General features: G+C 67.9%; 14 protein-coding genes. All 14 read right to left on the bottom strand.

Annotation, left to right across the window (positions count from 1 at the left end; all coding sequences use genetic code 11):
• Positions 1 to 133 precede the first annotated feature (133 nt).
• From BGO82_RS07775 to BGO82_RS07710, 14 genes are read right to left on the bottom strand one after another with little or no spacing between them, the layout of a single operon-like run.
• Positions 134 to 2,005, bottom strand: a complete 1,872-nt coding sequence (locus BGO82_RS07775) for a phage/plasmid primase, P4 family (RefSeq protein ID WP_291304991.1) — start codon at positions 2,003 to 2,005, stop codon at positions 134 to 136.
• On the bottom strand, positions 2,002 to 3,393 hold the full coding sequence (locus tag BGO82_RS07770) for a hypothetical protein (protein WP_291304990.1): 1,392 nt from the start codon (positions 3,391 to 3,393) through the stop codon (positions 2,002 to 2,004). Before BGO82_RS07770 ends, BGO82_RS07775 begins: the two co-directional genes overlap by 4 nt.
• The gene (locus tag BGO82_RS07765; protein ID WP_291304989.1) at positions 3,390 to 3,812 is read right to left on the bottom strand and encodes a hypothetical protein; all 423 of its coding nucleotides are present in this window, start codon (positions 3,810 to 3,812) and stop codon (positions 3,390 to 3,392) included. Before BGO82_RS07765 ends, BGO82_RS07770 begins: the two co-directional genes overlap by 4 nt.
• Complete coding sequence (locus BGO82_RS07760; RefSeq protein WP_291304988.1) at positions 3,809 to 4,027, bottom strand: hypothetical protein; 219 nt, start codon at positions 4,025 to 4,027, stop codon at positions 3,809 to 3,811. Before BGO82_RS07760 ends, BGO82_RS07765 begins: the two co-directional genes overlap by 4 nt.
• The gene (locus BGO82_RS07755; protein WP_291304987.1) at positions 4,024 to 4,572 is read right to left on the bottom strand and encodes a hypothetical protein; all 549 of its coding nucleotides are present in this window, start codon (positions 4,570 to 4,572) and stop codon (positions 4,024 to 4,026) included. Before BGO82_RS07755 ends, BGO82_RS07760 begins: the two co-directional genes overlap by 4 nt.
• Complete coding sequence (locus BGO82_RS07750) at positions 4,569 to 5,096, bottom strand: hypothetical protein (RefSeq protein WP_291304986.1); 528 nt, start codon at positions 5,094 to 5,096, stop codon at positions 4,569 to 4,571. Before BGO82_RS07750 ends, BGO82_RS07755 begins: the two co-directional genes overlap by 4 nt.
• Positions 5,093 to 5,323 carry a hypothetical protein gene (locus tag BGO82_RS07745; protein ID WP_291304985.1) on the bottom strand — a complete coding sequence of 77 codons (231 nt, stop codon included), beginning with the start codon at positions 5,321 to 5,323 and terminating at the stop codon, positions 5,093 to 5,095. Before BGO82_RS07745 ends, BGO82_RS07750 begins: the two co-directional genes overlap by 4 nt.
• Entirely contained in the window at positions 5,307 to 5,573 is a 267-nt protein-coding gene (locus BGO82_RS07740; RefSeq protein ID WP_291304984.1) for a hypothetical protein, read from the bottom strand. Before BGO82_RS07740 ends, BGO82_RS07745 begins: the two co-directional genes overlap by 17 nt.
• The gene (locus BGO82_RS07735) at positions 5,566 to 6,516 is read right to left on the bottom strand and encodes a Lar family restriction alleviation protein (RefSeq protein WP_291304983.1); all 951 of its coding nucleotides are present in this window, start codon (positions 6,514 to 6,516) and stop codon (positions 5,566 to 5,568) included. The genes BGO82_RS07740 and BGO82_RS07735 overlap by 8 nt, the downstream gene beginning before the upstream one ends.
• Complete coding sequence (locus BGO82_RS07730) at positions 6,506 to 9,145, bottom strand: DNA methyltransferase (protein WP_291304982.1); 2,640 nt, start codon at positions 9,143 to 9,145, stop codon at positions 6,506 to 6,508. Before BGO82_RS07730 ends, BGO82_RS07735 begins: the two co-directional genes overlap by 11 nt.
• Positions 9,142 to 9,504: a hypothetical protein gene (locus BGO82_RS07725; RefSeq protein WP_291304981.1), complete on the bottom strand. Its 363-nt coding sequence runs from the start codon at positions 9,502 to 9,504 to the stop codon at positions 9,142 to 9,144. Before BGO82_RS07725 ends, BGO82_RS07730 begins: the two co-directional genes overlap by 4 nt.
• 3 nt (positions 9,505 to 9,507) lie before the next feature.
• On the bottom strand, positions 9,508 to 10,683 hold the full coding sequence (dnaN, locus tag BGO82_RS07720; protein ID WP_291304980.1) for a DNA polymerase III subunit beta: 1,176 nt from the start codon (positions 10,681 to 10,683) through the stop codon (positions 9,508 to 9,510).
• On the bottom strand, positions 10,680 to 12,821 hold the full coding sequence (locus BGO82_RS07715) for a DNA cytosine methyltransferase (protein WP_291304979.1): 2,142 nt from the start codon (positions 12,819 to 12,821) through the stop codon (positions 10,680 to 10,682). The genes dnaN and BGO82_RS07715 overlap by 4 nt, the downstream gene beginning before the upstream one ends.
• Positions 12,818 to 14,365 (bottom strand): hypothetical protein, encoded by a 1,548-nt coding sequence (locus tag BGO82_RS07710; protein ID WP_291304978.1) that lies wholly within the window; start codon positions 14,363 to 14,365, stop codon positions 12,818 to 12,820. Before BGO82_RS07710 ends, BGO82_RS07715 begins: the two co-directional genes overlap by 4 nt.
• Between the last annotated feature and the right edge of the window lie 162 nt (positions 14,366 to 14,527).

Below are 14,527 nucleotides of genomic sequence, written 5' to 3'. Positions count from 1 at the left end.
ATTTCACCCTCGCTCAACTCTCGCAACCCTCGTATCGCCGCGCGTCAGCGCGGGCGAGGGTTGCGACTGCCTTTTCTCTTTTCCGTGGAGGGGGTTGCGGGGCTTCGGGGTTGAAAAGGCCCGGCTGCCAGCGCTACTCGAACCCCTCGGGTGGCGCCCAGCCGGGGTCATCATCGGCGGCGGGCAGCGCCCGCAGGGTGATATCGGTGTACTCGTACACGCGGCCGGTCTTCTTGGCGTAGCCGAGCTCGCCCAGCCGCTCCCCGAACGTGCGCTGCTTGGCGGCCACCAGGCCATTCGCGGCGCACCATTGCTGATAGCGCTCGAACAGCTTGCCCGCCTGGATGTTGTGGCCGGGGTGCGGCACGATCATCGAGCTGGCGAACACCTCGATATTGTCGCGCTCCATGCGATAGTCCTCGGTGAAGGCCCGCGCCTCCTCCGGCTCGAACGCCATCAGGCTGCTGCCGAGGTAGAGCATGGCGCCCTCGATCAGCCAGTTGAGGATGCCCGAGCGCTCGGCCGCGAAGCGCCGCATCAGTTCGGGGAACTCGACGCGGCTGGGGTCTTTTTCTCCGATCGACACCTTCCAGTGGATGATCGACACGCGCCGCCAGATACCCTTGTCCGAGCCGGTGATCGCCGGCTTGGTGTTGCCCGACAGCACGGCGGTGAAGATCGGCGTGAACTCGAAAAACTCTTTCTGCAGGAACCGCGCCGTCAGCGGGCTGCCGCCCGACATGGCCTTGACCAGGTTTTCCTTGAGCGGCACGTTCTTGGGCAGCTCCTCCACCACCACGAACCGGGTGTTGAACAGCCGCGCGATGTCGGGGTTGGCCTGCTGGCCCTGCCGCTGCTGCCCGTCGCCCGTGATCGTCTCCGGCGAAACCGTCGTTCTATACGTCCCCGCGAGGGCGCCGATGGTTTCGAGCAGCGCGCTCTTGCCGTTGGCGCCGAGGCCGTAGTGGTAGAACAGCTTCTGCGCGCCATTGCCGCCGATGAGCAGCGAATAGGCCAGGCTGACTTTCAGCCAGGTCTGCATCTTCTCGTCGGGCATCATCCGGTCGAGGAACTTCTGGAACTCCGGGCAGGTCGCCTCGGGCGCGTACTCCACATCGGCGATCTTGGTCAGCATGTCCTCGCGGTCATGCGGGCGGATGTCGACGTGGCCGATCTTGCGCGGCACCACGTCGGCGCCTTCCGTGTCCTGTTCCGGATCGTCGATGCGGCTGAACACCAGTGTGCCGTTCAGCACGTTGAACAGCATGTGATTGGCGTCGAGCTTCTTCTGGTCGAACGCCTTGAAGCTCGCGGCCTGCGCCAGCATCGCCGTCGTGCGCCCGGAATTTCCCGAGGAAACCGCAAAATTGCGGCGCTTGCTGCGCCGGCTGTTCAGCTCCTTGCGCAGGGCGGCGGCGCGGCCGATGAGGTCATGCTGCGCCGGCGTCCGGTCGTCGGACTCCACCTTCATGGCGTGCGCCGCGGCATCGAGCAGACGCTGCTGCGCCGGCGTCGCGATGATGTGCGCCGGCTCGAGCTTGATCTTTTCGACCAGCAGCTGGCACAGCCGCCGTGCCTCGAGCTCGCCCTCGTCACGCTGCCAGTGCGTGCCGCGCCAGGTCAGCCACCCCATGCCCGAGACATAGCAGAGATTGGGGCCGAACCATGCGATCAGCCGCTGCGCGTTGCCGGCATCGTTCTGGTCGTAGCCGCTGCATAGCCGCGCGATCGCCGTCTCGACTGCGACCAGCTCGGGCGGCCGCGTATCGTCGGCGACGTCGGCCAGCTCCTCTTCGGTCCAGTTCGGCGCCTCGGCATCCGAGTCATCCCGATCGCCGGCATCCGGCGGCTCGGCCGCGGCCGCTTTGGGGCGCGGCTTGCGCGGCGTCCGCCGCTTTTGCGCGGCCGGCGTGTCACCCGCCACCTTGCTGGGGTCGAAAGGTTCGGCTGTCACAGCCTCGCCCTTGGCCATGGCATCACGCACCCGCGATGTCTTTTTGGTCATCGTGCCCCGTCTTCGCCTCTGCGCTCTGTCCGATCGGCCGCGATTGCATCCGCTCGTCCAACCGCCTGAGGTCCCCCGTCCGCCGCCGCGGTGGTGTCAGTCGCGTCGTTCCCCTCGCCCAGCTCGCGCCGGGCCAGATCGTTCATGTCGCTGTCGCCGTCGGGCGGCGGCACATAGATGCCGGTGAGCGCCGGCAGCTCCGCCCGCTCGAGCCGCGCGCGCTCGCGCAGCAGCTTGGCGCGCCGCAGCCCGCATAGGCTCTTTTCGCGGCTGTGCACGCTGGCATCGTCGCCCTCGCCCAGGAGCACGAATTCCTCCACCCAGTCGGGCGGAATGAAGCATTCGAGATCGTCGAGATCGGGCTCGTCCCAGATCTTGCGGCCGTCGACCTCCATCGGTGCGCCGGCGATGTTGCCGAGGTCGATGCCAGCCCAGTACGCGGTGTCGGGCTCGAACGCGTGCACCAGCGGCGTCAGCGTCGACTCGATCCCCTCGCCCATCACCAGCCGGCGCGCACCGGCCGGGGTGAACAGCGGGATGACGCAACCCTTCTTGCGCCCGCGCACCTTCTTGGTCGGCCGCGGCTTGCCCTTGCCTTCCCTGCCCTCTGCCGGAGCGTCGGGCAGCACCAGCCGTCCCTTCGGCGCCCCGAGGTCGATCCAGGTCATGTGCACGCCGCCGAAGCGGCCGAGCGGGTCGAGCCGCGCATCGAGCGGCGCCGCCTGCAGCCGCACCGGCAGCACGATGTGCGCCAGCATCGCCGGGCCCACATGCAGCGTGCTCCAGCCACGGTTGCCGGTCTCCGGGTTGATATAGGCCTCGGTCCAGGCCAGCTCCGGCGCGCACCGCAGCGCATGGAACATCGACAGCGGCGCCTGCTCCAGCCCGCGGATGTCGAGCGCGCGCCGCGCCAGGTAGTCAAGCACCGGCTGCGCCTCCGGCGCCTCGAGCGGCAAGCCGGCCGACCAGGTGGCGAGCCCGTCGCGCCGCGCCCGCTCGCGATAGGCTTCCGCCGCGCGCTCGCGCCTCGCCAGTTCGGCCGCGCGCTCCCGGCGCGCCCGTTCCGCCTTCGCCTCGTCGATCGGCTCGCTCACCGTGCGGCCGGTCACGATCTCGCAGGCGCGCACGAAATCGACATGCTCGGTGTCCATCACCAGCTTGATCACGCCCTCGCCCGAGATCCCGCATTTGCGGCAGTTGAAGACGTTCTTGACCGTGTTGATCGAAAACCGGTCGACGCCGCCGCCGCCGACGCACTCGGGGTTCGGGCAGGCACCCACCATTTCGTGCCGGCCGCGCAGACCCCACCGCTTCTGGATCGCCCACGACGCGCAGCTGGTCGCCATCGCCTCGTCGCGCAGGGCGGCAAGTTCGGGCGACAGGCTCATGCCGCCGCCTCGGCCGCCAGCGCGTCGAGCACACTGCCGATGATGGTGTGCGGCATCACCCGCACCCGGCCCATCGCCTGCACCTCGCCGCGCCCCATGGCATCGCGCAGCACCTCGATCGGCGCGCCGTACTGCAGCGCGATCGAGATCAGCACCGCCACGTCCTGCCTGAGCGCCGTGGTGCGCTGCGCCACCTTGCCCTTGCCCTTTTCCCGCCCGTCGATGAACACCTCGCCGATGCGGCCGTCGGGATAGCGGCCGATCGACACCAGCAGCGGCTCGACGATCTCCTGCGCCGTCGCCGGCGACCACACATGGTCGACCTCGATCATGTCGCAGGTGCGCCGCTCCTGCAGCCGCAGGCGCCGCTGCGGCGCACAGAGCAGCTTCTGCTCCTCGGTCAGCTCATCCCACATCATCCCGCTTCTCCCAGATAGCTCGCGGCGATCTTGACGGCGCTCACCAGCCCCTCGGCCAGCGTCTGGTTGTCGAGCGCCGGGGTCAGCCGCCGCCGCGATATGTCGTCGACCAGCGCCCCGTCCGGCGCCGGCAGCAGCGACGCCGGGTCGAGCTGCAGATCGCGCAGCATTCGGCGCAGCCGGTCGGCGTGAAACTGCAGCACCTCGCCGGTCATGCCGCCTCCAGCCGATGCGGAAAGCCGAGCTTTTCCGAGGTCCAGTTGAACTTGCTGACCACGGCCGCGCCGAGGTCGATATCGTGGACGAAGGCCAACTCGTCGAGCCGTTGCAACAGTATCCCGCCGCGATCCGCGCCGACTGTCTGCGCCAGCGCCTGGATCGCCGCCCGGCCGATGGCCGACGGCGAACGATCATCGAGATAGGCTGCGGTGAAATTGCGCAGCTCGACGAAGCTCCGATCTCCGATCTGCTGCTCGAACGTCGCATCGTCCCGCGCCATGAACAGGTCGAGATAGAGCACGGTGTCCGCCAGTTCCTCCGCCAGATCGCCCAGCAGCTCCGCCGCCGACCGATGGTTGCCCGGCATCCCGTCCCGCGCGCGGTTGAGCTTCTTGACGACGTTCAGCGTCTCGCCCAGTTCGCCGCCCAGGGCCACCGCCCAGTCGTCGCGCGACCAGCCATGCAGCGGCCGGTTCCACCCGTCCGGGCCCTGCCGCGCCAGGTTGGCGCGGCGCAGCTGCGCAAAAGTCAGTGTGCTCATGACCGCCCTCGACGGTCCAGCCGTTCGAGTTCGGCCAAGATCAGCGCGCCGGCCTTGACGAGGTTGCGGCGGTTCTGCTCGGAAGGCTTCCACCAGCCTGCATCCCACGGCCAGATCATCGGGATCGCGCGGCCCATGGACTGCGCCAGCGTCGTGAATTGCCTTGGCAGGCCGGCGAAGATCGCGTAGGCCGCCGCAGCCCTCGCAAGCTGCCCATCGTCGTGCTGGTCATCGTGCTCTGCCGTCCAGCCCTCAGCGGCGATCTGGCGGCTGCGTTCCATGAGAACATCACGCGCGGCTGGACTAAGCGATACGACATCGACCCGCTCAGCCTGCTCTTCAATGAGTTGCGCAGCCTCGGCCAAGACCCAGGCCGCGCGAGCGTTCTCAGTTCTGGCGGAGAGGCGATATAGCTCGCGTATAACGGCCTTGTTGCCATGCCGGGGGCAGGCCGGATCTTCACCCTGGATTTCCAAACAGGTGCAGGCTCCGCGTTCCTGCCCTGCGACCGCGCCGCTAGTCATTGTACACCCTCCCCGAGCTGCCGCTCGATCTCCTCGAACTCGCGCGCATGCGCGGCGATCTGCTGGGTTTTCGCCTCGATCAGCGTCGCCAGGCTGTCGCGCCGGTCGAGCAGCCGCAGCCGCTCGCGCGACGCCGCCACCTTGGCGCGCGTCGCCTCCAGCCGCTCGCGAAACTCCGGCGAATACACCAGGTGCCGGCGCGGCTCTATTTTAGAACGTGGTTTCACGTGGAACTCCGGTTGCCTGAAATCCGCCGCACGTGTTGATCGCCACCACGATCCAGCTGCACAGATGCACCACCTCGTCGTCCGGCCGCTCGCGGTTCACATCGACCACGCACACCTCGCGGCCCTTGGCGTCGACGATCTCGCCGACCTCCGTCTCGTGCAGCCGCACCGGCAGCGTCACGCCGGCATCGGCCATCAGCTTGACGAAGTCGCCGGTCAGTCGCGGGTTCTCGACACGCAGCTCAGCCATTTCCAGGCCTCCGGGAGCGGGCAGCACGGTCGAGCATGATGGCCTGCTCGGCAGCCAGCGAGATGGTCTTATTGAAGCCGAGCTCTACGAATGCTGGCCCGAGTGCAAACCTGCGCGCTCTGTCGGCGAGTTCGCGAACATCGGCCGGCGTCGCCGGCGCCTCGCCCTGCTCAGATGAAATGGCGGCGCGGTCATCGATCTTCGCCACCGGCTCGGCGCTAGATACTGTGGCTGGGCAGAGTGCGGCGATGACCTTGGCGGCTGCGGCCCGCGCCATTTCCCGGCGTTCGTCGTTGGCGTCGTCGTATGGGACCGATGATACCGACAGAATAATTCGCGCGACTTCGGCAATCGTCTGCTCTGGAGCTCCCGAGACAGGCAGCGCAGCGAGGCGTTCGTTAAAATCAGTCTGAGCGGCGACCTTTGCGGCATCCCAATCCGCGAAGATACCAATGTCCTCGCGGCGATTGCCCAGCCATTCCGAGCGGAGCACCTTCTGTCGATCGGCTCGCAGGGTGATGCGATACTGGAGCCAGAACGGCACGACGTTCGCCCACATTGCTGTGTTGTCGATGCTTTCCCATTCCAACGACACGAGCGCCACCAGCTCGGGTGCCTCTGTCGGGAGGGCGGCGCGGCGGGCGGCGTCCCATCCCAAGCGGCACGCCGAGAGGTCATATTTCGCCCAGCTCTGCTTGGGCAACGAAGCCACCCAAGCGTCGAAGGCCGCATCTGGTGTCGGGTCGGGGCGGTCGCCGGCGCTCGCCACCAAGCGGCGGTTCCATGCGGCGATTGCATCCTCCACGTGCGCAAACTGCGACACGTGCGGCCCCCAACAGGAGACGTTAGCGCACCAGATTGACGCACCGGCGACCAGGGGCGGCTCGCCGCAGAACGGGCATGGCAGCAGTTTGTCGTCGGTGCTCTTCGCTTCAGGCATCATCTTCGGCCTCCTCCGTTTCCAGCAGCCCGAACAGGTCCGGCACCGCCATGTCGCGCGCCATCGCTTCGACGTAGGCGAGGCCGTCGGCGAAGTAGCCGGGGTTGAGCTCGATGCCGATGCCGCGCCGCCGATGCTTGAGGGCGCGATAGGGCACCGACATCAGCCCGCCGAACGGGTCGAGCACCGTCTCGCCGGGCATCGAGTACTGCACCAGGCAGCGGTCGATGATGTCGAACTGCAGCGGGCAGAGGTGCTGCTCGCGTCCGGCCTGCGCCTGCAGCGTGTTCATGCTGAGCATGCGGGCGACATCGCTCCACACGTCGGGATGCCAGCTGTGCGGCGGGATCAGCATGAAGTCCGAAGGCAGCGACGATGCCGCCTCGAGCCCCTCGGCGACGCTGACGTGATGCTCGAAATCGTAGATGCTTCTCACGTTGAAGGCTTTCCACAGCTTGTAGATCACCTTGGCGTCGAGCCCGCGCAGCTCGTCGGGCATCAGCAGCCGGTTGCCGCTGACCCGCATGAAGCCATGTGCATCGAGCTGCCAGCGGCCGCGGCTGTAGCCCTCGGGATTGCTCCAGCCGTCGTCGCCCTCATAGAGCTTCTTGGCCTTGCGCACCGGCACGTCGGCGTAACCGTTGGAATTGTCCGAGGGCCGCTTGCGGAACACCAGCAGGTACTCCGGCAGGCCGTTGCCCATGCGCGAGCCGTCCTTGCACTGCTCGGTCCAGCCCAGCCGATAGGTCTGGTTGTTCTCGCGCACCACGTCGGTGATGATGGTCTTGCGGCTGAGGTAGGCGAAGCCGTGCTTGCCGAAGGCGCGCACCGTGTCGTCGCTGAACGGATAGAGCGTCTGGAAGCCGAGCCCGGTGAGCCCGCCCGGCACGATCCGGTCCTTGACGTGGATGGCGGCGATCCGCCCCGGCTTCAGCACGCGCAGCAGCTCGGGGATCAGGTAGTCCATCTGCGCGAAGAAATGCGCATTGTCGTCGGTGTGGCCGAAATCGGCGTAGTTGGGCGAATACTCGTACTGCGTCGAAAACGGGATCGAGGTGACGATCAAATCGACGCTGTCGGGCGCCATGGCGCGGCATTCCTCGACGCAGTCATTGTTGACCACGCGGTACGCATCGCCCGCTGCCTCGATCCGGGCCACGCCCATGCCGCGCCGCAGGGTCGAGGCCATCGCCGCCTGGCTGAGGCCGAACTCGCGGATGATGCCGGTCATGATGGCGCGCTGTTCGTCGTGCTGGCGCCAGCGTCGTTCGATCAGGTCGCGGATCGGCCGCTCGGCCTCGGTGTAGATGAAGTCGATCCGCACCTCCCGCCGCTGCAGGAACCGATAGCAGCGGTGCACCGCCTGGATCACGTCGTTGAACTTGAAGCCGATGCCGACGAAGATTTCCCAGGCGCAGTAGCGCTGGAAATTGCACCCCTGCCCGGCAATGATCGGCTTGGTGCTCAGTTCCTGCAGCCGCCCATAGGCGAAATCGTTGAGCCGCTGCTCGCGCTCGTCGAGGTCCTGGCTGCCCCACACCGACCGGGCCGAGGGAATGGCGACGGCAATGGCGTGGCGCTCGGCCTCGAGGTCGTGCCAGATCACCCGGTGCGCCCCCGGATCTATCGCGCGCAGCTCCATCAGCTTGGCGATGCGGGTGCCGAGGCTGTCGCGCTTTTCGCGCGCGGCGTCGGGCAGCGACGCAGCGGCGTTTTTGAGCAACCGCTTCTGGCCGCTCTTTTCCTCGCCCGCCGCGCTGTGGTCGCTCGGCAGCTCGTGCCAGTGCACCTGCAGCGCCGGCAAATCGTAGCCCTCGTCGTCAAAGCCGAGATCGCTCGGCCGCTCGACGAACAGCGCCCAGCTCGCCACCCACAGCCAGAACTCGCGCTCCTTGTGCGGGTGGATGGTGAGCGTGTCGGCCTTTTCGCTGTTGCGTTTGAAGAACCGCGTCTTGGCCTGGCCGACATCCATCACCTCGAGGAACGCCGAATAGGCCAGCAGCTCGATGTACTCGTTCGGGCTCGGCGTGGCCGTGGCCACGAACTTGTACGCCAAGCCGTCGAACAGCTTCATGAACTCGCGGAACGTCTTGGTGCCGCCCATGCCGCGCAGGCACGAGGCCTCGTCGAGCGAGGCCGCGGCGAACAGCGTCACGTCCAGCCGGCCGTCGCGCACGCTCTCGTAGTTGGCGAGGTAGAGCCCGCCGCCGGTCACCTGGTCGCTGCGCCGCACGAAGCTCAGCACCGGTGCGCGTTCCGGGTGAAGGTCGAGCCATGCCGCGAGCTCGGCGCGCTGCGCGTCGGTGATGTCGGGATGCTCGCCTGTCGCCAGCGTGCGAGCGTCCTGCAGGAACTCCTGCCGCACGCCAAGCGGCGCCACCAGCAGCACCGCCGCAATGCGCCCGAGGTGCTGCCGCACCAGCCGCATCAGCTCGATCTGGATGAAGGTCTTGCCCAGCCCGAACGCGGCAAAGATCGCCCGCCGCCCGCCGGCGCAGGCCCACTGCACCATCAGCTTCTGGTGCGGCTTCAGCAGCGGGTTGATCTCGCCGAGCTCGACATGGAACCCGCCGACCGGCGCGAACACCATCTTGGCGTCGAGGAAATCGCGATAGGAGAGAGGCAGGTTCATGCGTCTCTCCCCTCATCCAGGATCGCGCCGACCAGATCGTCCTCGACCACGGTCGACAGCAGCCGCGCCACCAGCTGCATCACCGACACCCCGCGCGGCGCCGCCGCACGGCGGAGGCCGGTCAGCGTTTCGTCGGGCAAGAGCTTCGCCAGCGGGTCGTGCGCCAGCGGCTCCAGCCGAAAGCCCGGCGCCCGCGGTGTGCCCCGGCGCTGCGCCGAACGCTCGAGCGCCGCGACGCAGCTGGGGTCGATGCCGATGCGCGCCGCGATGACGCGGCGATCGGTGATACCTTGCTCGCGCAGCGCCAGCACCGCGTCGGTGCGCGAGGCAAAGCCCAGGGTTGGTTTGCGACTGCCCATCGCTCACACCCTCATCGGCATCAGCAGCCGCACCATCGTCCCGTCCTCGTCGAGGATGGTGATCGGCGCCGCCGCATCGATCTGCTTGATCTGCAGCTTGCCGGCGCAGCTTTTCAGAACGTCGCGCAGATACCGGCCGTTCGCCCCGAACGTCACGCCGCCCTCGGGCCAGGCGAACGGCGTCACCACCTTCGACGCCCCATAGTCCAGCGTCATGTTGGCGACCGCGATCAGGCCCGTCGCCTCGTCGCGGCTGAAGCTGATCATCTTGCCGCCCTTGGTGCTTTCAGCCAGGACCAAGGCGCGATCGACGGCACCAGCCAGCCGGTCGGCCGGCAGCTCGAAGCGCGCGACATGGTTGCTCGGCTTCGGGATCACCCGGTCGATGTCGGGATAGGTGCCCTCGACCAGCTTGGCGCGGATCGTCACCTTGCCGGCATCGATCTCGATCGCATTGAGACCGGCGCGGCCGGGCGCGTCCGACAGCACGTCGAACACATTGAGGTTGGGCATGGGCAGGCGCTCGAGCAGGCCGACCAGCTTGATGGGCAGGATGCGCGTCAGCTGTTGCCCCGCGGTGTCGATGGGGTCGTAGGAGCAGAGCGCCAGCCGGTGCCCATCCGTCGCCGCGAGCCGCCGGCCCAGCGGTCCACCCACCTGCCAGGCGACGCCGTTGAGGTAATACCTCGTCTCCTCGGTGGACATGGCCCAGGACACGCGGCGCAGCAGCTCGGCCATGCGCCCATTGCCGAAGATCTCGATCAGCTCGCCGCGCTTGCCCCTGATGTCGGGGAAGCTGTCCGACGCCAGGCCGTCGATATCGTACGACACCTCCTGGAACAGGTCGCCCTGGTCGAGCGACACCTGCACCTTGGTCGCATCCGACGGGTTCGGCCGGATGACCACGCCGTTGCTTCCGGCGAGGCGCGCGATGCTGGCGAGCGGATGCGCCGGCAGGCAGATCGTCCAGTCGGCCGTGCCGCACCCGATCGGCGCGCAGACGACGCTGAGGTCGATATCGAGATCGGTCGCCGTCAGCGTCAGCACCGCGTCGTGGTAGTCGAGCTTCACCATCGCGAGGATCGGATAGGTGTTGCGCTTTTCGACGACGTAGGTGCAAAGCTGCAGCGCCTCGCTGAGCTGGGTCCCGTCGATCCTGACATAGCGCTCGTCCATCATGCCGCCCTCGCTGTGGGTTGCGACCGCGCCGCCCGCGGCCGGTAGTTGGCGGCAACCAGCGCCCGCGCCACGCCGGGGCAGACCGAGTTGCCGATCTTGTGCCGCTGCTCGGTGTCCGACAGCACGCCCTTGCCGTAGGGCGCCGCCAGCACGTAGCGCTCGGGGAAGCCCTGCGCCCGCGCCAGCTCGCGCGCCGTCAGCATGCGCATGCCGATATCGACGACGATGTAGGTGACGCCCCTGATGACGAGGGTGACCAGCTCGCGCTCGTCCCAGCAGCCATATTGCCTGAGGAACGCCGCCACCTGCCGGGCGCGCGCCAGTTGCGCCTCGGTCAGCGGCGGTGTAGCCGCCGCGCCCTCCACCACGCCGAAGCGGTCGCGGGTCGATGCGGTGCGCAGCGGAGTGTCGATCGTCCCGGCGCTCTGCTCGTTGCCGTAGTAGGCCGTCACCAGTGGCAGGGTGACGAGGTTCGCATGGTTGCCTGTCAGCACCGTCTTGATCGGCTTGCCAGGGTCCCCCTCGCCGCCGGCGGTGTTGGAGGTATAGGCGTGCGACAACATTGCCACTGCCAGCGACTGGGTCGAGCCCTTGCCGACGATGGTCGACACGCTCTCGCGCAAATCATGGCCGACGACATCGGTATTGTTCTGCGCCAGATAGGCCACCACCTGCTGCGCCTGCGTGCCGCGCGTCGTGCTGGTCGGGAGCGGCTCGTCCATCGGACGGCCCGGCCGTGCGCCGTCCTGTCCATCGGCGCGCGGGTCGCCATTGTGCTGCGCCAGATAGGCAACAGCCAGATCGCCGCCATTGCCCGTCGGGACCGTCGTCGGCATCGGCTCGTCGATCGCGCGGCTGCGCGGCTGCTGCCCCACCCGCTCGCCATAACGCGGCACCAGGAAGGCCTGCGCCAGCTGGTCGGTGTTCTTGGGCGAGGCCTCCACCGTATGCATGGGCTCGCCCGCCTCGCGTGAGCGCCCGCCATGCTGGCCATGCGTCACGAACGGGACGATCGCGCCTTCGACAAGGCTCAGGCCCGCGCCGCCCGCTGTCACCGAATGGGCAGGTTCGTCGGCGCCGTTGAACGGCTTTTCGGCATTGCGCATCGTCATCACATGCGGAACGACCACGGCGTGCTTGTTGCCCGTCGCTTCGACCGTCGTCAGCGGCTCGTCTCCGCCGAAGCTGCGCCGCCCGCCGCTGTCACCGTGCGACAGGTGAACAACGAATGGTTCGGCCGCATCGAGCGCATAGCGCTTGAAGCCCCTGGCAATCCTCGCTTCCGAGTTCGTCGCCAGCGGCCGGACCAGCCGGATGCCCGTGGCCTTGGTGTAGGCGCGCGCCTCGTCGCGCGTCATCAGGATCGACGGACATGGCAGGTCGAAATCGATGATGTCGGCCGCGACCGGCCACGGCTTCAGCCGGCCCGACGCGACGGCCTCGGACTTCGGATCGCCATGCGTCGGCTCGGGCCAGACGATCGGCTCGCCGTCGCAGCGCATGATGATGTAGAGCCGCTTGCGGATCGTCGGCACGCCATAGTCGCAGGCGCGCAGCTGCCTGAGCTCGACGCGGTAGCCCATGCGCACGAACTTGTTGAGCCAGGTGTCGAACGTCTGCCCCTTGCGTGCCGGGTCGGGCTTGTACACGCCCTCGGCGATCCGCAGCAGCGGACCCCAGTCGCGCATTTCCTCGACGTTTTCGAGGAACAGGATGCGCGGCCGCACCTGTTTGGCCCAGTACGCCACCACCCAAGGCAGGTCGCGCACCGACTTGCTGACCGGCCGGCCACCCTTGGCCTTGGAATGATGCCGGCAATCGGGCGAGAACCAGCCGAGTCCGACGCGGATGCCGTTGGTGACGCGCAGCGCGTTGACCCGCCAGATGTCGTGCGGCAGGTGCAGCGTGTGCGGATGGTTGATCCGATGCATGGCGATCGCCGCATCGTCGTGATTGATGGCGATCGACACATGCTCGGGCACATCCATCCCCTGCGCGATCAGGTCGCCCAGCGCCTGCTCGATGCCTTCCGACGCGCCGCCGCCGCCGGCGAAGCCGTCGACGATCAGCTCGTCCGGCACGGCCTCGCCGCGCGCCGCCGCAAACTCCCGGAAGCTGTCGGGCAGGATCGCGTTCATGCTGCCGCCTGCTGTTCGCTCTTGCGGCCGCGCGGCGCCGACCGGCCCGTACCCTTGCCGGTGAGGCCGAGCTTGAACGACCATCCCTGCACGGTCCCGAGCGGGTGGCCGATATCGTCGGCGATCCGCTGCCACTCGATGTCGGCGCCCCGCCCGGCCCTGAGGATCGGCTCCGCCGACGCCTTGGTGTGATGGCCCTTGCGCTCGCCCTGCTCCGCCACCAGCGCGTCGTAGTCGAGCTGGAGCCCAACCGCGCCGGCGACGATGTCGAGAACCTCATCGACCGCGTCCGACACCGGATCGGGAAGCGCGATCCCCCATTCGTCGAGCTTGTGCTGGAGCCAGTCGGCGCCCGCCTTGGCCGAGCGTCGCGTCACGTCGGAGGTGACGCTGTCCTCCCGATCGTGAATGTCGCGCAGTGTATGCAGCAACTCGCCGGCCGCTGCTGCGATGGCAGCATGAAAATCCGGGTAACTGCCGGCGAACGGTCCACCTCCGCCCGTCGTGGCGAAGCTGTAGTGCACCGACACCGAGAACGTTTCATCTTCCTCATGAAAGACCGCGATCGATGCCGTGTCCCTGCCGCTCAACCCACCGATCTGCTGCGACCACTCGCCACCGAGCGGCGGTACCGTCGGCCCGAGCAGATCGGGCTCGCGCTTGGGCGCCTTCGCCGGCTTGTCCGGCATGGTGTCGCGCAGCTTGTTGAGCGCCAGCAGCATCGGGCGCGTAAAGCCGAACTCGCCGCTCTGCTGGATGAGGCCAAGATCGCGCGCGAACTTCAGCACCTTGTCGGCCGAGATCGAGGCCCCTGCCCCGCCATGCTTCTTCGCCGCCTCATGCGCGAGGTTGCACACCGCCTCGCTGAACAGCGCCAGGTCGGTGCGGCTGAGCGGCGGCGGCAGGTCCGGTGCCTTGGCCGCCTGCACCTTGCGCTTGGCCGCCTTGCGGTCCGCCGCGGCAGCGATCTCGGCCTGCTGCTCCTTGGCCAGGCGGGCCGCCTCGGCGGCATCGGTCACCGACACGCGCCCCTCGTCGACGGCCTGCACCAGGTCGGGCTCGGCATTCTTCAGCACGGCATTCGCCGAGTTGAGCAGCCGCTCCGACACGCCATGTTCGGCCGCCAATTCGGCGTCCGATTTCCGCAATTTTGCGGGATCGGCCACCTGCTCCAGGAATTTCTTGTAGCGCGCCGCGGCCATGGCCCGCTCGCCGGCACTGTCGTGGCGCCGCTGCTCGTTGAGCATCCAGACGCGCTCCAGCGCCTCCTGCGCGGTGCCGTCGAACGCGGTGAACAGGTCCGGGTAGCCGCGCCAGTCGAGCGCCGGATCGACGATGCCGGCATCGACCAGGGCGATGTAGCGGTTGCGCCCGTCGAGGATCGCATCCTCGAACATCACGATCTTGTTGAGCAGGCCCTTGATGCGGATCGACTCGTCGAACTCGTGCCGCTCCTCGCCCTGCAGCATCCGGAAGATGCCGGCGAAACGGTGCGGCCTCGGGCCCGCCTCCGGCCAGGTCAACGGCAGCTCGCTTTCGGGCATGGCGCCACGCGGCGGTTGGCCGAGCGAGTGCTCTCGCGCTCGATCGGCCAGAGCGTTGTCCAATCCCAATAGATCACTCATCACGATCATCCTCACTGTTGGAGACGCGCCCCTCGCGCGCGAGCCGCGAGCGAGCAGAACGGCGCTCTTAAAGGGGTTTGG

Source organism: Devosia sp. 67-54 (assembly GCF_001899075.1).
Classification (GTDB): domain Bacteria; phylum Pseudomonadota; class Alphaproteobacteria; order Rhizobiales; family Devosiaceae; genus Devosia_A.
Note: the sequence above shows the minus strand (reverse complement) of the source record. Positions and strands in the feature narration are given on the sequence as shown.